The organism is Pseudomonas sp. 3296 (assembly GCF_031456615.1).
Taxonomy (GTDB): Bacteria; Pseudomonadota; Gammaproteobacteria; order Pseudomonadales; family Pseudomonadaceae; genus Aquipseudomonas; species Aquipseudomonas mucoides.
In genome coordinates this window covers 206,959-227,755 of the sequence record NZ_JAVDUY010000002.1, presented here as the reverse complement: position 1 = coordinate 227,755, position 20,797 = coordinate 206,959, and the positions used below count along the sequence as shown (strand labels likewise).

General features: G+C 60.2%; 21 protein-coding genes. 13 read left to right on the top strand and 8 right to left on the bottom strand.

The features are described 5' to 3' along the window. Positions 1 to 134: 134 nt before the first annotated feature. The 5 genes from J2X66_RS05520 to J2X66_RS05500 all read right to left on the bottom strand — a co-directional run bounded on the left by J2X66_RS05520 (position 135) and on the right by J2X66_RS05500 (position 6,697). Positions 135 to 2,321 (bottom strand): lipase family protein, encoded by a 2,187-nt coding sequence (locus J2X66_RS05520; protein WP_310261918.1) that lies wholly within the window; start codon positions 2,319 to 2,321, stop codon positions 135 to 137. Between the two features lie 12 nt (positions 2,322 to 2,333). After that, positions 2,334 to 3,107, bottom strand: coding sequence for a hypothetical protein (locus J2X66_RS05515; protein WP_310261916.1), 774 nt, complete (start codon positions 3,105 to 3,107; stop codon positions 2,334 to 2,336). Further along, entirely contained in the window at positions 3,104 to 3,958 is an 855-nt protein-coding gene (locus tag J2X66_RS05510) for a DUF4123 domain-containing protein (protein WP_310261913.1), read from the bottom strand. The genes J2X66_RS05515 and J2X66_RS05510 overlap by 4 nt, the downstream gene beginning before the upstream one ends. Continuing rightward, a complete protein-coding gene (locus J2X66_RS05505; RefSeq protein WP_310261910.1) occupies positions 3,955 to 6,027 on the bottom strand; it encodes a type VI secretion system tip protein VgrG in 2,073 nt (690 codons plus the stop codon). The genes J2X66_RS05510 and J2X66_RS05505 overlap by 4 nt, the downstream gene beginning before the upstream one ends. 286 nt (positions 6,028 to 6,313) lie before the next feature. Continuing rightward, a complete protein-coding gene (locus J2X66_RS05500) occupies positions 6,314 to 6,697 on the bottom strand; it encodes a DUF6124 family protein (RefSeq protein WP_310261908.1) in 384 nt (127 codons plus the stop codon). A 677-nt stretch (positions 6,698 to 7,374) separates the two neighbouring features. Here J2X66_RS05500 and mdcA point away from each other — a divergent pair. From mdcA to madM, 9 genes are all read left to right on the top strand, one after another. Beyond that, positions 7,375 to 9,045, top strand: coding sequence for a malonate decarboxylase subunit alpha (mdcA, locus tag J2X66_RS05495; protein ID WP_310261905.1), 1,671 nt, complete (start codon positions 7,375 to 7,377; stop codon positions 9,043 to 9,045). Continuing rightward, the gene (locus J2X66_RS05490; protein ID WP_310261903.1) at positions 9,045 to 9,902 is read left to right on the top strand and encodes a triphosphoribosyl-dephospho-CoA synthase; all 858 of its coding nucleotides are present in this window, start codon (positions 9,045 to 9,047) and stop codon (positions 9,900 to 9,902) included. The genes mdcA and J2X66_RS05490 overlap by 1 nt, the downstream gene beginning before the upstream one ends. After that, the gene (locus tag J2X66_RS05485; RefSeq protein WP_310261900.1) at positions 9,902 to 10,201 is read left to right on the top strand and encodes a malonate decarboxylase subunit delta; all 300 of its coding nucleotides are present in this window, start codon (positions 9,902 to 9,904) and stop codon (positions 10,199 to 10,201) included. Before J2X66_RS05490 ends, J2X66_RS05485 begins: the two co-directional genes overlap by 1 nt. Next, positions 10,194 to 11,045, top strand: a complete 852-nt coding sequence (locus J2X66_RS05480) for a biotin-independent malonate decarboxylase subunit beta (RefSeq protein WP_310261898.1) — start codon at positions 10,194 to 10,196, stop codon at positions 11,043 to 11,045. Before J2X66_RS05485 ends, J2X66_RS05480 begins: the two co-directional genes overlap by 8 nt. Then, positions 11,042 to 11,845 carry a biotin-independent malonate decarboxylase subunit gamma gene (gene mdcE, locus J2X66_RS05475; protein WP_310261895.1) on the top strand — a complete coding sequence of 268 codons (804 nt, stop codon included), beginning with the start codon at positions 11,042 to 11,044 and terminating at the stop codon, positions 11,843 to 11,845. Before J2X66_RS05480 ends, mdcE begins: the two co-directional genes overlap by 4 nt. Beyond that, on the top strand, positions 11,839 to 12,459 hold the full coding sequence (locus tag J2X66_RS05470; RefSeq protein ID WP_310261892.1) for a malonate decarboxylase holo-ACP synthase: 621 nt from the start codon (positions 11,839 to 11,841) through the stop codon (positions 12,457 to 12,459). The genes mdcE and J2X66_RS05470 overlap by 7 nt, the downstream gene beginning before the upstream one ends. Continuing rightward, positions 12,456 to 13,367, top strand: coding sequence for a malonate decarboxylase subunit epsilon (gene mdcH / locus J2X66_RS05465; protein ID WP_310261889.1), 912 nt, complete (start codon positions 12,456 to 12,458; stop codon positions 13,365 to 13,367). Before J2X66_RS05470 ends, mdcH begins: the two co-directional genes overlap by 4 nt. A gap of 64 nt (positions 13,368 to 13,431) precedes the next feature. Then, the gene (madL, locus tag J2X66_RS05460) at positions 13,432 to 13,848 is read left to right on the top strand and encodes a malonate transporter subunit MadL (RefSeq protein WP_027926586.1); all 417 of its coding nucleotides are present in this window, start codon (positions 13,432 to 13,434) and stop codon (positions 13,846 to 13,848) included. Position 13,849: 1 nt separating this feature from the next. Continuing rightward, positions 13,850 to 14,614 (top strand): malonate transporter subunit MadM, encoded by a 765-nt coding sequence (gene madM, locus J2X66_RS05455; protein WP_027926587.1) that lies wholly within the window; start codon positions 13,850 to 13,852, stop codon positions 14,612 to 14,614. Between the two features lie 111 nt (positions 14,615 to 14,725). Here the strand turns inward: madM and J2X66_RS05450 are convergent, their stop codons facing one another. Beyond that, positions 14,726 to 15,640 carry a LysR substrate-binding domain-containing protein gene (locus J2X66_RS05450; RefSeq protein ID WP_027926588.1) on the bottom strand — a complete coding sequence of 305 codons (915 nt, stop codon included), beginning with the start codon at positions 15,638 to 15,640 and terminating at the stop codon, positions 14,726 to 14,728. Positions 15,641 to 15,792: 152 nt separating this feature from the next. Between J2X66_RS05450 and J2X66_RS05445 the strand changes: the two genes are divergently transcribed. Further along, positions 15,793 to 16,410, top strand: coding sequence for a hemolysin III family protein (locus J2X66_RS05445; RefSeq protein WP_027926589.1), 618 nt, complete (start codon positions 15,793 to 15,795; stop codon positions 16,408 to 16,410). A 33-nt stretch (positions 16,411 to 16,443) separates the two neighbouring features. Here J2X66_RS05445 and J2X66_RS05440 read toward each other — a convergent pair whose 3' ends face one another. After that, entirely contained in the window at positions 16,444 to 17,373 is a 930-nt protein-coding gene (locus tag J2X66_RS05440; RefSeq protein WP_310261882.1) for a LysR substrate-binding domain-containing protein, read from the bottom strand. Positions 17,374 to 17,482: 109 nt separating this feature from the next. Here J2X66_RS05440 and J2X66_RS05435 point away from each other — a divergent pair, with 109 nt between their 5' ends. Genes J2X66_RS05435 through J2X66_RS05425 form a run of 3 tightly spaced genes read left to right on the top strand, consistent with a single transcriptional unit; the run spans position 17,483 to position 20,042 of the window. Then, positions 17,483 to 18,724 carry a D-amino acid dehydrogenase gene (locus tag J2X66_RS05435; RefSeq protein WP_310261879.1) on the top strand — a complete coding sequence of 414 codons (1,242 nt, stop codon included), beginning with the start codon at positions 17,483 to 17,485 and terminating at the stop codon, positions 18,722 to 18,724. Positions 18,725 to 18,751: 27 nt separating this feature from the next. Beyond that, positions 18,752 to 19,102, top strand: a complete 351-nt coding sequence (locus J2X66_RS05430; protein ID WP_310261876.1) for a RidA family protein — start codon at positions 18,752 to 18,754, stop codon at positions 19,100 to 19,102. Between the two features lie 37 nt (positions 19,103 to 19,139). Beyond that, the gene (locus J2X66_RS05425) at positions 19,140 to 20,042 is read left to right on the top strand and encodes a transporter substrate-binding domain-containing protein (protein WP_310261874.1); all 903 of its coding nucleotides are present in this window, start codon (positions 19,140 to 19,142) and stop codon (positions 20,040 to 20,042) included. Between the two features lie 4 nt (positions 20,043 to 20,046). On the opposite strand, the gene J2X66_RS05420 is transcribed toward J2X66_RS05425, so the two are convergent. After that, on the bottom strand, positions 20,047 to 20,766 hold the full coding sequence (locus J2X66_RS05420) for a 16S rRNA (uracil(1498)-N(3))-methyltransferase (RefSeq protein ID WP_310261871.1): 720 nt from the start codon (positions 20,764 to 20,766) through the stop codon (positions 20,047 to 20,049). Positions 20,767 to 20,797 lie beyond the last annotated feature (31 nt).

Genomic DNA, 20,797 nt, shown 5'->3' with positions numbered 1-20,797 from the left:
CAATTCACCACAGCCCTGACCGCTAAGCACCGGCCTGAGCTTCCGTTGCGACTCTTCAAGCTGATCCAAAGCCTGCTCCACTAACAAGCTGTCCCACCGGAAGAAGCACCTCCGCCGAGGGTGGTTGTGTTTTTTTAAATCATCGAATCGAAATCGAAGGAATGGGGTGCGCCCACTGAATGGCCGTAGATCGAAGCCAACAGTGCGTCATCACTTTCGCGGCGTGGCGCCATGGCCAACTGCTCAGCGACTCGATTTTCTGCATGAGCAAGCCAGCGTGGCAGGTTTTCTGCCAGCCGCTCGGGGTGACTTGAAAGCGATCCGTAGACCTTTTTTTTGCTGATGCGCTCCCGCCGCAAGGTTTTCAGTCGCTCGAGCGTTACGTGTATTTTGTCGATCTCCAGGCTCAAGGCGTTGATTTGCGCCTCGTAAGTTTCTTGATGCTTCATGGTTTGATTCGATAAATGACTTCGCCTGGAGCGCAACTGATCAGTGATGCGCTGGAGTGCCCCCTTCACCCAGTCAAATTCCAGGTCGGTGATGAGTGAGCTTTTTGACGCGTGTGCTTCCTGCAAGCGCTTGAGTGATGCCCAGCAGGCGGGAATGTAGCTGCCGACCATCGAGTGGCTTGCGGCGCTGAAGAGTTGAGCCAGCAAAAAAGGTCGCTCCGGGAGCCCGTTTTTTTGCTGGATAGCTACCGAGCAGGCGGCATGCTGGGTGATGGTGTCGCAACCGGGCTCCCACAAGATCATGGACACTTCCTTGCGGTTGAACTGCACCGGCATCGCGTGATGCAGGGTGCCGTGATGGTCGTAGGGTTCGCCTGTCCAGTTAGTGATGCCGGCAACAAATACCGAGAGGCCAGCCGGCACGTTGACGAAGGTCAGTGCTGCGCCCGTTCCGAAAACACCCGCCTTGGTGTTCATCCAGGTGCCGGGCACGCTCGGCACCGGGTCGTTATGGTTGACCATTCGGTAATGCTCCAGCTGTTTTGCACCTTTTGTGAAATTGGAATCGCCTGCGCGAGGGGCGCCGTAGGTGTAGAGCTGAATGTTGTAACCGTCAGAGCTGCGCCGCAGCATTTCCGAAAGTAGCAATGCCACCGCGCCACCGAGGCTGTGGCCACAGATCAGCAGTTTCTGACCGGCATAAAATTTGTCGAGGTAGTTGACGACGAAGTCGTAGGCTTTCTGCGCTGCTTCGTAAAAACCGCGGTGCACTTTGCTGTCGGTGCCTTCAAACGGCACTTGAAGCGCATCGGCATCGCGCAGGCCATCTGCGATGATTTCGAAGGTGCCACGCACTGAAATCAGGATCAGCTCGTCGTGGTGAGTGATGAAGGCCTGGGTGTCGGTGGATTCTGCACCAACCTTCCCGTCGTCGAAAAAATGCACTACAGCGGGATGTTCCTGATCATCTTTCAGTTCAGGGCTGTTTACGGCATAGAGAGCTGGGTCGAAGGGCACGATTTCCAGTCGTTTGGAGTACGGCACGTCCTCATACAGCGGGTAGTAAGCGGTTGGTTGCGCCGAATCGACTTTTCCGAGTTCTTCAAACTTGGCCAGTGCGTCTCCGAACCAGTTGCCCACGCTGGGTTGCAGGGGAAAGCTCACTGTGGTGGTTTCGACGGGTTGTGTATCGGGTTTTTGGCCAAAAGGGCAATAGCTCAAGGTGGCCATCAGTGCCAGTTGATACAGGTTGAGCGCGCAGAACTCCGTGTCGGTCGACAGCATGGGGCGCAGGGCCCGCAGTGGGCGCACTTCCAGCACGGTGTGCTGCATCGGCAACAGCGCCACGCCAAGCGCACCATGCTTGCCCATGATTTTCGCCGGTCCGGCACTGTGCGGGTAATGGCGATAAACCTCAGGGGGCAAATGCGAGACATGCCTGACCAGATGACGCACCTCGACCTGACAATAGTGATCCGCGCAGGCTTGTGCGGGGTTGTCTCGGGTGCGGGTGGAGTTTTGGTTCAGAAAGCGGGTTTGCTCGGCGCGTACCTGGAGTTCTGTGATTTCGAGGGGGTAATGGGGTCTTGTTCGTAAGTCTTTATATAGCTCTTCCGGCCCTTGGTACTTTTGATCAAGGATAAGCGCAATGGGGCCCGCGAAGTGATTGGTGACTTTGCCGATGCCTGTGGCATCCAGATTGCCATCGTAGGTTTTCCCTTCCGAGTCGGTTACCACGTAGGCCAACCCCGCGTAGGGTTCGCCAGAGCCGAACTCGTCGACCAGTTGAAAGCTGCTCCATCGACCCTGTGCAGGACATGCCAATACGCGGCTGCTCAGCGGCGATTCCAGTTCCTTTTCCAATGACGTCATGTCGTGAACTCCTTATTCCGTGCAGCCTGGATAAATGGTGCATTGCTTTCCGTCTGGCATCTGAAAGCCGCTGAAGTCTTTGTAATTGCCATTGCAATAAGCACGTTGATCTTCATAGCCCTTACCCATACAGCGCTTCCAGCCATTCGGAACTTTGACCCACGTGTCTCCCCAGCCAGGCCTTTCCTCGTCGGCCAACTTGATGTGCATCTTCACGGTTTTGCCCGGCAACTGGTCCGGGGTGAACGCCGCGAAAGGTTGGCCACGTCCCCGCTCGCCTTGGGCATCGAGTGTTTTGCAGTTGAGGATTTTCCTGAGGATGCGAGGTTTGCCTGAGGTGCGAAACAGCCATTGGCATTCACCGTGGAAGGTACTTGTGCCCATCTCGTTAAAGACACTTTTGTACTGATCTTCCACCTCGTCGCGAATGAATACGCTGGCGATGTCCCCGCCAAAATCTCTCCGGGTTTTGCCGTAGGTCGCGTTGATATCCAGCTTGATGCGGCTGATGACCAGCGGGCAGCCGCTGACCGTCCGGCGAAGGAGGATTTCAGCGGCCGGCTGGTAGTTTTCACGCCATTTCATGTTGTACCCGACTTCGGTATTTCGCCCGCCCGGTACGGAGCAGCTTTCACCTTTGGCGGGCACATACACGGCAATGGCCTGATACGCAAAATCGGGCGGTAAATCGGCGGTGAAGGTGAAGGTGTTTGGCGCACGGGTGGTGCACCCCGCGGAAAACGCCAGACAGACACCCAAAATGGCGGGTAGCGATGGGGGATTCACAGGGCGGTCTCACCTTGCCAAAACGCCATCGTCCGATGCACCCGCTCAAAATGTTCACTCGGCGTCTCGCCGGGGCGAACTTGCCAGTGCGACGCCAATGCATACCCCGGCGCTTGCAGGGTTTGGGTCAGCAGAAACGCCAATTGCTCCGGCGCCAGCCAACCCCAAGCTTCAGCCTGCGCCAGTCTGGCGCGTAGCCACGCTTCAGGATCATCCTGTTCGGCCAGCTCGGCGTAGGCCGCGACATGCTCTGACAACAGGTAGCGACGGGCATTGGTCAGGCGAATCTCATCGGCCTGCTCATTGGGTAAAGGGACTTGGTGCCCTAGCGGCTGATCCGGTACCGGATGCGTGCCTGGGGCTGGGTTATCCGTGCATTCCCAACGGGTGCCGCTCCAGTAGCACACACTGATCGCCGGCCCGAGGTAGGCGGAATAAGCCTCAACAGGAAGCTGGGCAAGAGCGCGGTTCAACACTCGATTATCGTGAAAGCGATACAGCGCCTGATGAGGCCGTTCGCCGATGATCAGTCGTTCCTGCCAATGTTTAACCAGTGTGGGCAAATCGCCCTTTTGAAGGCTGGCGAACCAGCCCCAATGACACGCTGGATTCTCGATCAATTCGTCAATACGTCTGTCGTCGGTCTGATCGAAGGTGAAGACAAACGGCCCGGCGTCCGCCAGGTCGGCGACCAGGGTTTCGCCGTACACACTCAGGTACTGGTTGAAGTGGCAGGTCTTCAGCAGGGACTGGCGTATATCGCGCTGGTTCTCCGAGTCCAGAACGATGCACAAGACATGGCCAAGACGTTGTTGCTGGATCATCCATTGGCGGGGTGGCGAGTCAGTCATGCGGCGGCTCCTTGCGTCATGCAAATGCCTTCTCGACAGGCTTCGCATAGTGGACAAAAGTCCGCCCCTACGACTTTGCTGGCCGCCATCAGGTCGCCTTGGCTGGGCGCAATCAATGGGGGCAGTTCCGATGGTTGCGACAAGGCGTCTACGGCCAGGGGCATTAGTAACGAGGCGGCCGAACCCGCCCCGGGATCACCGCCTATCTCGATTTCACTGCTACTGAAAATGCCTCCGTGGCCGATCACGATGTGCTGGCCACCAGCTTTCAAACTGATGCTCGCCCCGGCATCAAGCGTCAGATGCGCCCCGGCCTTGATATGCACTTGCTGGCCAGCCTCCACCACTAGCGCTTGATCGATTCGGGTATGGCTGTTGCTGGCGACATGCAGATAGTCGTTGGCCTTGAGCTGCACTTTGCGGTCGGCGGTGACGGTCCGGTGTTCTTCGGCTTCCAGCACGACGATGCTGTTGCCCTTGATGGTTTCCCGGCGATCGTTCCCGACTTCCAGTCGGCTGTCGTGTTCGACCTTCTGCTCCATGTCGCGTTGGGCGCGCAGGTGGATCAACTCCTGACCGCTGCGGTCTTCCAGATGCAACTCGTTGAATCCGCTGCTGCCAGGCGTACTGCGGGAGCGAAACACACTACGGGTTTTGTGCGTAGGCAATTCGTATGGCACCGGGTTGGCGCTGTTGGCCAGACACCCACTGATCACCGGTTGGTCAGGGTCACCTTCCAGGAAGCTGACCAGTACCTCCATGCCCACTCTCGGGATGGTGACGCTGCCATGGGCATTGCCAGCCCAATTGGAGGACACCCGCAACCAGCGACTGCTTTTGTCGTCGTGACAGCCATCGCGGTCCCAGAAAAATTGCGCTTTGACACGTCCGTGCTTGTCGCAGTGGATTTCTTCGCCTTTGGGGCCGGTAACCATGGCGGTCTGGCTGCCCAGCACTCTCGGCTTTTTGTAATGGTGTGGCGGACGGTAGGGAACATTCCAGGGTGTGGCGACAAAGTGGTTTCGATAGCCTTGAACAAAGTCATCTTCGTGACCAGAGGTATTGCTGGAGGCGTTCTCTTCCAGGACTTGTGGTTGCTTACACTCGTGGTGTACTTCCGTCAGCAGCCAAAGGTCATTCCATTCCGTGCATGAATGCTCCGACATGTGCAGAAAATGCCCGGAAACAAGCCGCTGCTGATCACTCTCGCCTTCCGCTAGTTGATAGTCGGACCGATGACGTTCCAACGCTCGCTTTGTTAAGAATTTGCCACGCTCTCGCAAGGTAAAGCGGCCAGGGTAATCGTAATCCTCCAGATCTGGTTGAGCCTGATGAACGTCAGGTTGATAGTCGGACTCCAGCAGAATGCGGGCTTTTTCAAAATCGTAATCTCGGCGAGTGGTACGACTGGTACGCGCTTCGACTCGCAGCTCAAAACGTTTGATCACCGGCCCCTCGGCAACCATGCCACTGTCCTGTTTATAAGGGGTTGGCCGGTCAAGCCTGGGGAATACGGTTTGGTCGTCACCGAACACCATCACATGTTTTTCGCGACTGTGCTGGAAGTGGTAATGAATACCTTCCTCCTGGCAAAGCCGTTGAATGAAAAACAAGTCCGACTCGTCGTACTGCACACAGTACTCACGCGGTGGATAGTCGGAGCCCAGCTGAAACAGGTGAAGATCGCGGAGGATGCCGTGGTCTTTCAGTACCTGCGCAATGATCTGTGGGACGGTCAACTGTTGGAAGATTCGTTGGTTGATACGGTGGCTCAGATAGGTCGCCCGTGGTACGAGCGTCACGCTATAGCGAGTCAGACGCTTGCCGGCATTGCCTTTGGCTACGCGGTGGATTTGCCCATGAATACCGCCACCCCCGCCGAACGCCAGGAAGGCTTGTTTATGCAACAGGCTTTCAATATCGAGATTCGGTTTTTCGCTGACCAGAACCACATCGAAGGCATAGGGTGTGCTGATCGCCTCCCGGCCTGTGAACTCAAGAACTTGAAGATCCGTCTCCATATCCTGGATCGTCAGATTGAAACGTGCGAGATGGCTGTGGCTAAACATCCTTTGTTCCTTCGACGGCCGCTGAGGTTTGCATATCCGCTGTGAGGCGGATGCGAGTGACCAAAAAATTAGCAAGCGTGACGAAGAAAAAATGTAAGACGGCTCTTTGAGCGTCGTAGGAAGGGGCTCTGAATGTTGAGTCGGCCAAGTTTTTACTTACGCGATCACAAGCAGATTCGCACCCACACAGAGCCCAGTCGTTTACACACATTGTGTTCGCTGAAGTTCAATTGTGAGTGCGAGTCTGCTCGCGATGGCCGCCTTTAATTCACCTCAAGCCTGGCGGCTAAACCTTGGCCTGAGCCTTCATCTGCATCTGCAACGCCTCGTTATGATCCAGCGCCCGCTCCACCAACAACTGCACACCATCGGCCATTCGACTGAGCGCCAGGGCTACCGAACGGCGTGATCCTTCCACATCGTCCGCCAGATCCGCCGCAATCGCGCTGATTGACAGCAAGTCTTCGGAGGCATTGGCCAGCAAGGCTTCGGTGTCGATATCGGGAGAGACGGTAAAGAGAGGGCGTTTACGGCGCTTGCCCGGTTTTTCCTGGGCGGGCGGGAAGTAGTGGGCAAAGGCGCGGTCGACAGCTTCCTTGAGCTTTTCGTCTTCGAGGGCTGCTTCGGGATCGGTGTCGGTATCTGGGGGGTTGGGAGTAGCTTTGAACATTGTGAATCTCCGCTTATGGTTTGGAGCTGGCCCATTCGGTTTCCGAACGAAGGGGTGGCAGCTGTACGCAGGCTGGAAACCCGGGAAACGGCAACCCGGTTGACCCGAAGGTCTCCCGCGCACAGCCGCCATAACGGAGTGCACACTTTAAAAGTGCGCAAGCATACGGCATGAGTGGCGTTTTTACGCCGTTTGCTCCTCGGGGTTTCCAAACCCGGTCACTGATTTGGCAGCGACCCGTAAACGATAAAGATCAACACAAAACCCCACCAGTCAGCGGCTTCCGGCATTGCTGTAGGTGGCGACGTCATGCTGTGTAGCCTCGCACCCTTCCTGCATACAAACTTTTAAACACAAAACCCCAACAGACTTACAACAAGTTGAAAATTCCCCAAAAGGGACTGATCAGTCCTTTTTTGGGACTGATTGATCATTGCACTGAATACTGCGGCGACCATTCAGGCCCCATCGCGAGCAGGCTCGCTCCCACAGGGGTTTTGTGTGCGCCGCAGATTCAATGTGGGAGTGAGCCTGCTCGCGATAGCGTCAGATGCGTCGGCACAAATCTCAGATCGAACCATTACTCCAGCCGTAACGATCCAACGCTGTGCTTGATTGATGCCCCCCACCCAACACTCCTAAGGTGACTCCCACGACAGCGAACCCGTGGAGTGGTCATGACAACAACAATATCCCCCGACTCGCGATGGACGCGGCGGCGCAGCGAAAAGCAGCGGCGTCTGGCGTTGGTCAAGGATCTTGCCGACGGTGTGGTGCTGCCCACCGACAACATCGTCGCGGCGCTGGAAGCCTTGATCCTGCCCGGCGACCGTGTGGTGCTGGAGGGCAATAACCAGAAGCAGGCGGATTTCCTCTCCCGCTCCCTGGTCAAGGCCGATCCCGCCAAGCTCCACGACTTGCACATGATCATGCCCAGTGTCGGCCGTGCCGAGCATCTGGACCTGTTCGAACGCGGCATCGCCCGCAAGCTCGATTTCTCCTTCGCGGGTACGCAAAGCCTGCGCATCAGCCAGTTGCTGGAAGACGGTTTGCTGGAAATCGGCGCAATCCACACCTACATCGAGCTCTATGCGCGGCTGGTGGTCGACCTGATTCCCAACGTTGTGCTCTCGGCCGGTTTCATGGCCGACCGCGCCGGCAACATCTACACCGGGCCGAGCACCGAAGACACCCCTGCATTGATCGAACCGGCCGCCTTCAGCGATGGCATCGTCATCGTTCAGGTCAACCAGTTGGTCGACGATGTCAGTGACTTGCCCCGCGTCGACATCCCCGCCTCGTGGGTCGATTTCGTAGTGGTGGCCGACAAACCGTTCTACATCGAACCGCTGTTCACCCGCGACCCACGGCACATCAAACCTGTGCACATCCTGATGGCGATGATGGCGATCCGTGGCATCTACGAAAAACACAACGTGCAGTCGCTGAATCACGGCATCGGTTTCAACACCGCCGCCATCGAATTGATCCTGCCGACCTACGGCGAATCCCTCGGCCTCAAAGGCAAGATCTGTCGCAACTGGACGCTCAATCCGCACCCGACCTTGATCCCGGCCATCGAAAGCGGCTGGGTCGAAAGCGTGCATTGCTTCGGCACCGAACTGGGCATGGAAAACTATATTGCCGCACGGCCGGACGTGTTCTTCACCGGGCGAGACGGCTCGCTACGTTCCAACCGGATGTTCAGCCAGCTCGCCGGGCAATACGCGGTGGACCTGTTCATCGGCGCGACCCTGCAAGTCGACGGTGACGGCCATTCCTCCACCGTGACCCGAGGACGCCTCGCCGGTTTTGGCGGTGCGCCGAACATGGGCCACGACCCGCGCGGTCGCCGTCACAGCACGCCGGCCTGGCTCGACATGCGCCACACCGACGTGGCCGAACCGATGCTGGAGCGCGGCAAAAAACTCGTGGTGCAAATGGTCGAGACCTTCCAGGAAGGCGGCAAACCGACCTTCGTCGAAACCCTCGACGCGATTGATGTGGCGAAGAAAAGCGGCATGCCGTTGGCGCCGATCATGGTCTACGGCGACGACGTCACCCACCTGCTGACCGAAGAAGGCATCGCCTATTTGTACAAGGCGCGTTCGCTGGAAGAACGTCAGGCGATGATCGCCGCCGTCGCCGGGGTGACCGCCATTGGCTTGCGCCACAACCCGAAAGACACTGCACGCATGCGCCGTGAAGGGTTGATTGCCTTGCCCGAAGACCTCGGCATCCGCCGCACCGACGCCACCCGCGAACTGCTCGCAGCGAAAAGCGTGGCGGATCTGGTCGAGTGGTCCGGTGGCCTCTACAACCCGCCCGCCAAGTTCAGGAGCTGGTAATGCACGCATTCAACCTGCAACCGAAAACCCTCACCCTGGCTGAACGGCTGGCGGACATGGCGGTGGACGCGCTGATCGACGAAGCCGACCTGTCGCCGAAACCGGCGCTGGTCGACCGTCGTGGCAATGGCGCGCACACCGATTTGCACCTGGGGTTGATGCACGCTTCGGCGTTGTCACTCTGGTCCACGTTCAAGGAGATGGCCGAAGCCGCTATCGAACTCGGCGAAATCGGTTTGCCGATGCGCGAAGCGGTGGGACGGATTGGTCGGGAAGGGGAGCAAGCGATGCTCGCCACCACGGACGGGGTGAATACCCATCGCGGGGCGATTTGGGCTTTGGGCCTGTTGGTCACGGCTGCCGCGCTTGAGCCTGAATCCATCGCCGCCGGTTCCATTACCTTGCGCGCCGCACGCCTGGCGTTACTCGACGACCGCCACGCGCCACGTTCATTAAGCCACGGTGCTCAGGTCGCGCAGCGTTACGGCGCCCGTGGTGCCCGGGAAGAAGCGCAGCTGGGTTTTCCTTCAGTGGTGCAACGGGCATTGCCGCAACTCAAACACAGCCGCGCCGCCGGCCACGGTGAACAGAACGCCCGGCTCGATGCCTTGCTGGCGATCATGACCCGACTGGCCGACACCTGCGTGCTCTACCGCGCCGGCGAAGCAGGCCTGCAGACCATGCAACTCGGCGCACAAGCCGTGCTCGACGCGGGCGGCAGCGCCAGCCTCGCCGGTCGCCGCCGTTTGCATGAGTTGGATGAACAATTAATCGCGTTGAATGCCTCGCCCGGCGGCGCCGCCGACTTGCTCGCCGCCTGCCTGTTTATCGACCGCCTCGAGTCCGGAGCTTGCTGATGGAAACCTTATTCTTTGAATTCCCCGCTGGGCAGCCGCCACGCGGTCGCACGCTGGTGGGTTGTGTCGGCTCGGGCGATCTGGAAGTGCTCATCGAACCGGGTCAGGCCGGCAAGCTGACCATCAACGTGCAGACCTCGGTCAATGGCGCGCAGCAGCGCTGGCAACATCTGTTCGCGCGGATGTTCGACGGTCAGACACCGCCGGCGATGGACATCGCCATCCACGATTTCGGCGCGACACCGGGCGTGGTGCGCTTGCGTCTGGAACAAGGCTTTGAGGAGATCGGTCATGACTGATAACGCAGAACTCCTCCACAAACACAGCTTCATCGAACTCGGTGCCCGGCAACGCGCGAAAGCCTTGCTCGACCCCGGCACCTTGCGCGAATTGCTCGACCCGTTTCAACGCGTCATGTCGCCATGGCTGGAGCGCCAGGGCGTGGTGCCGCAAGCCGATGACGGCGTGGTGATCGCCAAGGGCAGTATCGGTGGCTTGCCGGTGGTGATCGCGGCCATCGAAGGCGCGTTCCAGGGCGGCAGCCTCGGTGAAGTCGGCGGGGCGAAGATGGCGGGCGCGCTGGAACTGGCCGCCGAAGACAACCGCAACGGCATTCCGACCCGCGCCGTGTTGCTGCTGGAAACCGGCGGCGTGCGCTTGCAGGAAGCCAACCTCGGGTTGGCGGCGATTGCCGATATCCACGCAGCGATTGTCGACCTGCGCCAATACCAGCCGGTGATTGGTGTGGTGGCCGGCAGCGTCGGCTGCTTTGGCGGGATGTCGATTGCGGCTGGGTTGTGCAGTTATTTAGTGGTCACCCAGGAAGCGCGTCTGGGCCTGAACGGCCCGCAAGTCATCGAGCAGGAAGCCGGGCTTGAGGAATACGACTCCCGCGACCGTCCGTTCATCTGGAGCCTGACCGGTGGCGAGCAGCGTTTTGCCAGCGGTCTGGTGGATCGTTATGCCGCCGATGATGTGGCGCAGATTCGGCAACATGTCAGCGAATTACTGCAGCAAGGTTTGCCGGTGCAACAACGCAGTCGTCAGGCGGATCTGTACCTGCAACGGCTGGCCCGTCTGGATGCCGCGCCGCAAATCGAACCGGCGACGGTTCGCGATCTGTATCAGGGAGCGCGCTCATGAGCACCTATTCGCTGAGAGGTTTGAACTGGTTCAACGCTTTGAGCGCCGGGGCGAAACCGGTCGAAGGTTTGCCGGCTTCATTGAAGGTGGCCGATGGTGTGCTGGGTGATCAGCGGGTGCGGTTTATCGCGGTGGTGGCGGATCCGGACAACCGTTTTGTCCGGGCACGTAACGGTGAAGTCGGTTTGCTGGAAGGTTGGGGCTTGGCGAAAGCGGTGGATGAAGTGATCGCCGCTGATGTGGATAAACCACACAAGCGCGCCGTGATCGCCATCGTCGATGTGCCGAGCCAGGCCTATGGCCGACGCGAAGAAGCCCTCGGCATTCATCAGGCACTGGCCGGCGCGGCAGACAGTTATGCCCGTGCCCGGTTGGCAGGTCACGCGGTGATTGGCTTGCTGGTGGGCAAGGCGATGTCCGGGGCGTTTCTGGCTCATGGTTATCAGGCCAATCGGCTGATCGCCCTGCGTGATCCGGGGGTGATGGTGCATGCGATGGGCAAGGCTTCCGCGGCGCGGGTGACTTTGCGCAGCGTTGAAGAACTCGAAGCGCTGGCCGCCAGCGTGCCGCCGATGGCCTATGACATCGACAGCTACGCCAGCCTCGGTTTGCTGTGGGAAACCCTCTCGGTGGATCAGATCGAACAACCGACGGCAGCCGATTTGTCACGGGTGACGGAATGTCTGAACCAGGCGATTGGCGATGTGGCTGCCAACGGTCGCGACCTGAGCAGCCGCTTGGGTGCGAACAACCGTGCCGCGTCGAGCAAGGTTCGCCAACTGCTGAGAGCGCAGTGGTGAACGCGCTTCTGGCCCACGATCTGCTCTGGGGCATGACCCCGGAGCAGTTGACTGCGGATACGCCCGCGTGGGTGATCGACTCCCTGCGCGCGGGCCAGCCCGTGGTGGTTCGGCGTGCGGTGAGCGCGCCGGGGCTGGTCGCGGTCGGCGTGCGTGGGCGTTTGCGTGAACAACGTTTTGCGACGGTGATGCCGGTCGATGCCATTCAGCGTCGAGTCAAGCCGGAAGACCTTTGCCAAGTCTCGATTGATCGCGATTTGCCGTCCGTGCGTGCCCTCAATCAACTGAGGCCGCTACTTGATGACTGTGGTTGGGTGTGGGGTGTCAGCGGCAGTGCCGGGTTTGAATTGGCCTGCGGGTTTGCGGCATTGCACGAGGGCAGCGATCTCGACTTGATCCTGCGTACCCCGCATGCGCTGGGCCGTTCTCAAGCGCAGGATCTGGTGAAGATTCTGGAGGCTGCCGAATGCTTGGTGGACATGCAGTTGCAGACACCGTTCGGCGCTGTGGCCCTGCGCGAATGGGCCGGTTCGGCTCGTCGTGTGTTGCTGAAAAATGCCCGTGAAGCCTGTCTGGTGATCGATCCGTGGAACCCGCAGGAGCACGCCGCGTGAGCAGTTTGCTGGTGTTCCCGGGCCAGGGCGCGCAGCAGCCGGGCATGCTCCAGCGTTTGCCTCGCGAAACACTGAACGAGGCGAGTGGCGTGTTGGGTGAAGACGTTTTACGGCTCGATTCGGCAGAGGCGTTGAAGTCGACTCGGGCGGTTCAGCTTTGCCTGTTGATCGCCGGAGTCGCGGCTTCTCGTCAACTAACCCTGGCGCCGGATTACGTGGCCGGATTGTCCATCGGTGCCTATCCGGCGGCGGTGGTCGCCGGTGCCTTGAGCTTCAGCGATGCGCTGCATCTGGTCAGCCTGCGCGGTGAGTTGATGCAGCAGGCTTATCCACAGGGCTACGGCATGACCGCGATCATCGGTCTGGAATTATCCACAGTGGAAAGTTTGCTGGTGCAGGTCCACAGCCTCGATACGCCGGTTTACCTGGCCAACATCAACGCCGATAACCAGGTGGTGATTGCCGGCAGCGACGAGGCCATGAAGGCGGTGGCGACGTTGGCGAAAGGTCAGGGTGCAGGGCTGGCCAAGCGGCTGGCGGTCAGCGTGCCTTCGCACTGCCCGCTGCTGGAGGGTCCAGCAAAAATTCTGGCGCAAGCATTCGCCAAGGTGTCACTGCAAACGCCGACCTTGGGTTACCTGAGCGGCAGTCGCGCCCGGCCCATCATCAATGCCGACGCCTTGCGCGACGACCTCGCGTTCAACATGTGCCGCGTCGTTGACTGGCGCGGCACGGTGCAAAGCGCTTATGAACGTGGCGTAAGACTTCAGATTGAACTGCCGCCCGGTGCGGTGTTGACCGGGCTGGCGCGCCGGGTATTCGAACAGGGCACCGTGATCGCTTTCGACGGTGCGCGGCTCGACACCTTGCAGGCGCTGTTGCGTGAGGAGGGAAGCCGCCAACTCTAGACCCGGACTCAGGCCTTCGAACAACAAAAACAACATTCGACGATGCACTTTGAGGACTACAACAATGATTATTTACGGTGTGGCGCTGTTGGCGATTTGTACGCTGGCAGGGGTGATCATGGGCGATGCGCTTGGCGTATTGCTGGGCGTCAAATCCAACGTTGGCGGGGTCGGGATCGCGATGATCCTGCTGATCTGCGCGCGGTTGTGGATGCAGAAACGCGGCGGCATGACCAAGGATTGCGAGATGGGCGTCGGCTTCTGGGGCGCCATGTACATTCCGGTGGTGGTCGCAATGGCCGCGCAACAGAACGTCGTCACCGCGCTGCACGGCGGCCCGGTGGCGGTGTTGGCGGCGATTGGTTCGGTGGTGATCTGCGGCTGCACGATTGCCTTGATCAGCCGCACCCACAAAGGCGAACCCTTGCCCGATGAACCGGTGGAAGTCACCCCGGTCGGCACACCGGTAGGAGGTCGCTGATATGTGGGAGCTCATTGATAAAGGCTTGACCGCCAATGGCCTGGTCACCGCGTTCGCGTTCGTTGGCGTGATCATGTGGGTGTCGGTGGTGTTGTCCAAGCGCCTGACCTACGGGCGGATTCACGGTTCGGCGATTGCCATCGTCATTGGCCTGGTATTGGCCTGGGTCGGCGGCACCATGACCGGTGGGCAAAAAGGCCTGGCGGACCTGACATTATTCTCGGGCATCGGTTTGATGGGGGGAGCCATGCTGCGCGACTTTGCCATCGTTGCCACGGCATTCGAAGTGCAAGCCACGGAAGCGAAAAAGGCCGGGCTGATTGGCGTGATCGCGCTGTTGCTGGGCACGATTCTGCCGTTCATTGTCGGCGCGAGCATGGCCTGGGCGTTTGGTTACCGCGATGCGATCAGCATGACCACGATTGGCGCGGGCGCGGTGACGTACATCGTCGGGCCGGTGACCGGGGCGGCGATTGGTGCCAGTTCCGACGTGGTGGCGCTGTCGATTGCCACCGGGTTGATCAAGGCGATTCTGGTGATGGTCGGCACGCCGATGGCGGCGCGCTGGATGGGCCTGGATAACCCGCGTTCGGCGATGGTGTTCGGCGGGTTGGCCGGGACGGTCAGCGGCGTGACGGCCGGGTTGGCGGCGACGGATCGGCGATTGGTGCCTTATGGCGCGTTGACGGCGACGTTTCACACCGGGCTTGGGTGCTTGCTGGGGCCTTCGTTGCTGTACTTCATTGTTCGCGGGATTGTCGGTTAAGCCGCTAGTTCTCTATTGAATGTACCGACGCCATCGCGAGCAGGCTCACTCCTACAGGGAAATGCATTCCAGGGTAGAAGTGAGCCTGCTCGCGATAGGGGCGCCTTGGTTTCAGGCCTGGCGATTGGCGTACATCCGGCACTCCGCCAACAGCGCCAGCAAATTCGGATCACGCTCCTTGGCCTTCAGGAACACCACGCCAATGTGCTGCTGCAACCGATAGCGTTCCTGCAACGGAATCAGCTTCACCCGGTTCTCATACACCGCCGCAATTCTTCCTGGCAGCAACGCATAACCCACCCCTGAACTGACCATGCTCAGCAGGGTGAAGATGTCGTTGACTTGCATCGCCACCTTCGGCTCGAACCCCGCCTGCTTGAACACCCGATTACCGTCCTGGTGCGTGGCAAAGCCTTGGGTCAGGGTAATGAACGTCTCGTCGCGCACTTCAGCCAGGTCGACCTCCGTGCGTTGGGCAAACTTCGAATCCGCTGGCGTCGCAAGAAAGATGTCGTCGGAAAACAGCGGGATCTGCTCGCAGTCCGGGTCGTTGACGCTCTCGTCCAGCGACACCAGGATCGCGTCGACTTCCATGTTTTTGAGCTTGTACAGCAAGTCAAAGTTTGAACCGAGGATCAGGTCGATGTTGAGTTCGCTGCGGCGGATCTTCAGGCCCATGATCAACTGCGGCACGGTCTTCACCGTCAGTGAATACAGTGAGCCCAGCTTGAAGCGTTCCGCAGAAAAACCGGCGGCTTCGCGGGTCAGACGCACGGTTTCGACCACGTCCTGAATCAGCTTCTGTGCGCGTTCTTCGAGCACATAGGCGCTCTCCAGCGGCGTCAGGTTGCGGCCCTCATGTTTGAACAACGGGCAACGCAAGGCGCTTTCCAGGGAGTGGATCGCCCGGTGCACGCTGACGTTGCTGGTCTGCAACTCGGCGGCGGCGCGGGCCAGGTTGCCGGTGCGCATGAAGGCCAGGAACACCTCGAGTTTTTTCAGGGTCAATTCTTCGTCGATCAGCATGGCCCGGACTCTTATTCGAATGGCTCGATTGTGCACGCATGCGACCTTTTGTAGCAGCCGTCGAGTGAAACGAGGCTGCGTTTTTTTCGAGATCAAAAGGTCTCTGAGGTAGTCTTGCGCGATGTTGCAACGAATGTTGAGGTGAGCGACGCATGTATCACGGGGAGCGATTGAACGCCTGGACGCATTTGGTCGGGGCAGTGGCGGCAATGGTCGGGGTGGTGTGGATGCTGGTGATCGCCAGCATGGACGGCAGCCCGTGGAAGATCGTCAGCGTGGCGATTTACGGTTTCACCTTGATGGTGTTGTACAGCGCCTCGACCGTTTACCACAGCGTGCGCGGGCGCAAGAAAGCGATCATGCAGAAGGTGGATCACTTTTCGATCTATCTGCTGATTGCCGGCAGCTACACGCCGTTCTGTCTGGTGACCCTGCGCGGGCCGTGGGGCTGGACGCTGTTCGGGATTGTCTGGGGACTGGCGCTGATCGGCATCCTGCAAGAGATCAAGCCGCGTTCGGAAGCGCGGATTCTGTCGATTGTGATTTATGCGGTGATGGGCTGGATCGTGCTGGTCGCGGTCAAGCCGTTGTTGGCGGCGTTAGGCACTGCGGGGTTCGCGTGGCTGGCGGCGGGCGGGATTTTGTACACCGTGGGGATTATCTTTTTTGCCCTTGATCATCGGCTGCGGCATGCCCACGGGATCTGGCATTTGTTCGTGATTGCCGGGAGCTTGCTGCACTTTGTGGCGATTTTCTTCTATGTCCTCTAAACCCCCGCAATCCCCCTGTAGGAGCGAGCAGGCTCACTCCTGCATTTCACGCTGCGCAGGGATCAAGCGATCCAGTTGTTCCTGGGCCCGGCGGCCGAACACCTGCAACAAGTCATTCAACGTGTGGGGCGGCGGTTCGGTGGCGCGGGTTACCGCGTACAGCGTGATGGGCAGCGGCGGGGTCAACGGGCGAATTGCCGTCGCGGTGGAGGAGGCGCCGAGGGCCGTGAACGGGTCGATCACCGCCAGCCCAGCGCCGGATTCCACCATCGCCCGGGCCAGTGAATAGGTCTGCACCGCGATGCGCACCCGGGGCGGTGGCGCCACCGCTTCGAGGTAACTGTCGAGCCGGGCGGCCAACGGGTCGGCGCTGGACAAACCAATCAGCGGAGCATCGGCCAGCGCCATCAGTGGCAACGGTGTGCCAACTTCCGCCGCCGACCAGTACCCCGCAGGCGCCAGCGCCACCAGAACGCCGGACGCCAGCGCCTGGGCCTTGAGCCCCGGATGATCCGGGCGTTGCAGGGTCAGGGCGACATCCACTTCACGCATCAGCAGGTTCTGCACCAGTTCGCGGCTATGGGCGCTGGACAGTTCGCAAGCGATGTCCGGGTAGCGCTCGGTCCACTCGTGAATGGCCGGCGGCAGCAATGACAGGGCCAGCGCCGGGGTGGCACCAATGCGCAGGCTATGGCCGGGCTCGCGGCGCAAGCTCTGGGCCAGGCGTCGCACCCCTTGCAGGCTTTCGGTGACCTTATCGACTTCACGCTCCAGCTCCAGCGCTTCCGGCGTTGCCTGCAATTTGCCGCGCACTCGCAAAAACAACGGAAAACCCAGTTGCTGCTCGGCGTGCTGTAACACCTTGGTCACCGCTGGCTGGGAGACATGCAGCAATTGCGCGGCCGCACTGATCGAACCGGTCTGGCGAATGGCCTGGAATATCTCGATATGACGAAGACGCATGGCAAGTCCATAACCTTTGTTTATGGGTTCGGCATCTTTATTCATTGTTCGCCGCCTGTCACCTGGCTCTAACCTCGGCCTCGCCTTCACAACGGTTTTAGGGACGGACATGGTTCAGCGTGTGTGCATCATCGGCGGTGGCGTGATTGGCCTGACAACGGCGTATGCGCTGGTGCGCGACGGCGTTGAGGTGACAGTGGTCGAGGCCCGGGATTCGCTGGGCAGCGAAACCAGTTTCGCCAATGGCGGCCAGTTGTCCTATCGCTACGTGGCGCCACTGGCGGACGCCGGCGTGCCGTTGCAGGCGATTGGCTGGATGCTGCGCGGCGACTCGCCGTTGAAGCTGCGCCCGCGGCTCGATCCCGTCCAATGGCGCTGGATGGCGTCGTTCCTCGCCGCGTGCCGCCGTTCGGTCAACCGTGAGAACGCCGCGCACCTGCTGCGCCTGGCGCTGCTCAGCCAGAGCACGCTGAAAACCTGGCGCGAAGACGACGGATTGAGCGGTTTCCAATGGCGGCGCAACGGCAAACTGGTGACCTTCCGCAACCCCGTCAGCTTCGGGAAAGCGCGCCAAGGCCTGGCCGATCCGCAGCATCAGCAGGTGTTATCCGCCGCCGAGTGCGCGCAACTGGAGCCGGCGCTGGCCGATGTGCCTTTTGTCGGCGCGATCTATACGCCGGACGAAGAGGTCGGCGATTGCCATGGTTTTTGCCAGCAACTGGCTGAGCGATTGAAAGCGTCCGGCCGTTGCACCTTTCGCCTGGGCCACGCGGTAACCGGTATTCAACACAGCAATGGCGCGGTCGGCGCCATTGAGTTGGGCGCCGAGGTGTTGCCGGTCGAGCAGCTGGTGATCGCCGCCGGCCATCGCAGTCCGCTGCTGGCGCTGCCCGGCTTGCGCCTGCCGCTCTATCCCCTGAAGGGCTACAGCCTGACGCTGCCGATTGGTGCTGGACATCAGGCACCCGAGCTGAGCATCACCGACTACGACCGCAAGATCGTGTATGCGCGCATCGGTGAGCAATTGCGTGTGGCGGCGATGGTCGACATTGTCGGCTTCGACCCGGCCGTCGATCCCGAACGCTTGAGCCTGATCAAGCGCCAGGCCCGCGACACGTTCCCGAATGCCGGCGATTACGATACCGCCGTGGAGTGGGCCGGCATGCGTCCGGCGACCCCCAGCGGTGTGCCGCTGCTGGGCGCTACGGCCTACCGCAATCTGTGGCTGAACCTCGGTCATGGTGCGCTGGGTTTTACCCTGGCCTGTGGCAGTGGCCAGTTGCTCAGTGAGTTGATCAGTCAGCGCCAGACGTCCATTGACCTGCTGGGTTTCAGCCACCCTGGCGCTTGAATTTCCCTCTCAGAAAAGGACCCCGTCATGACCATTGAACGTTTTCACAGCAACCCACGCCTGTCAGGCGCCGTGACCTTCGGCGATCTGGTGTTTCTCTCCGGTCAGGTGCCGGGCGATGCCCTGGATGCGGGCGGTCAGACCCGAGAAGTGCTGGCGAAAATCGACGCTCTGCTGGCCGAGGCCGGCAGCGACAAAGATCATGTGCTCAGCGCGACGATTTATCTGAAAGACATCAATGCCGATTTCGCGGCAATGAATGAAGTCTGGTCAGCCTGGCTGTCACCGGGGCAGGCGCCGAGCCGCACCACGGTGCAGGCCGATCTGGCGCGGCCGCAAGTGTTGGTGGAAATCACCGTCACCGCCGCCCGCATCTGAATCTATCAGCACCCCACACCCACAACGGAGAATAACAATGCAAAAAATCACGTTGCTCGGCTGCACCCTCGGGCTGTTACTGGGCAGTCAGGTTCACGCCAATGAAGCGCCGCTGACCGGTACGCTGGACAAGGTTGCCAATGCCAAGAACATCACCCTTGGCTACCGCGATGCGTCGGTACCGTTCTCCTACGTGGGCGATCACACAGGCCAGCCGATGGGCTATTCCGTGGATCTGGCGAGCAAGATTGTCGAGCGTATCCGTCAGCAATTGAAGCTGCCTGAGCTGAAAGTCAAATACACCCTGGTGACCTCGCAGACGCGCATTCCACTGGTGCAGAACGGCACTGTCGACCTCGAATGCGGCTCCACGGGAGTCACCGCCGAACGGCAGAAGCAAGTGGCGTTTTCCTACGGCTTCATCTACGTCAAAGGCCAGTTGCTGACCGCCAGGGACAGCGGGATCAAGAGCTTCGCGGATCTACGTGGCAAGAACGTGGTGACCACCGCCGGCACCACCAACGAACGCTTTCTGAAGAGCTACAACGTCGACAACAAGATCGACATGTTCGTGATCAGCGCCAAGGATCACGGTGAAGCCTTCCAGATGCTGCAATCAGGTCGGGCGGCGGCGTTCTACATGGATGACGCACTGCTCTATGGCGAACGCGCCAAGGCGCATGACCCGCATAAATGGGTGGTGGTCGGCGAGGAACAGTCGCGGGAAATCTACAGCTGCATGGTGCGCAAGGATGATCCGCAATTCCTTGCCCTGGTGAATGGCGCGTTGGCCGATCTGTACAGTTCGGGCGAGATCAACGGCATCTACCAGCGCTGGTTTGAACAGCCGATCCCGCCGAAAGGATTGAACCTTGAGTTCCCGATGACCAGCGAACTCAAGGCGATCATCGCCCACCCGGTGAGCGATCCGGTTCAGTAAAGCGTCAGAAATCGCCCCACAGTTGCTGCGCTACCGCCAATGCCACCACGGGGGCGGTTTCGGTGCGCAGCACGCGCGGGCCGAGGCGGGCGGCGTGGAAGCCGCTGGCTTTGGCCTGCTCGACTTCGGCGTCGGAGAGCCCGCCTTCCGGGCCGATCAGGAATGCCAGGGTTGAAGGCTTGGCGTGACTGACCAACGGTTCGGCCACTGGGTGCAGCACCAACTTCAGCTCGGCTTCAGTCTGCTTCAACCAATCCGCCAATAGCAGCGGCGGATGAATCACCGGCACCCGCGAACGCCCGCATTGTTCACAGGCGCTGATCGCCACTTGGCGCCAGTGCATCAGGCGTTTGTCGGCGCGCTCGTCCTTGAGGCGGACTTCGCAGCGGTCGCTGAAGATCGGGGTGATTTCGGTGACGCCCAGTTCGGTGGCTTTCTGAATCGCCCAATCCATGCGCTCGCCACGGGACAGACCCTGACCGAGATGAATCGCCAGCGGCGACTCGACTTGCCCGGCAAAGCTTTCATCGATCTGCACCACGACGCGCTTCTTGCCAACCTCCGCCAGCGTGGCGCGAAACTCGTGGCCCGAGCCGTCGAACAGTTGCAACGCATCGCCCTCGGCCATGCGCAGCACGCGGCTGATGTAATGGGCCTGGGCTTCGGGCAACTCGTGTTCGCCGGTGCTCAGGGGGGCGTCGATAAAGAAGCGGGACAGTCTCATGCGGGTTCTCTTTAATTTGATCGTTCCCACG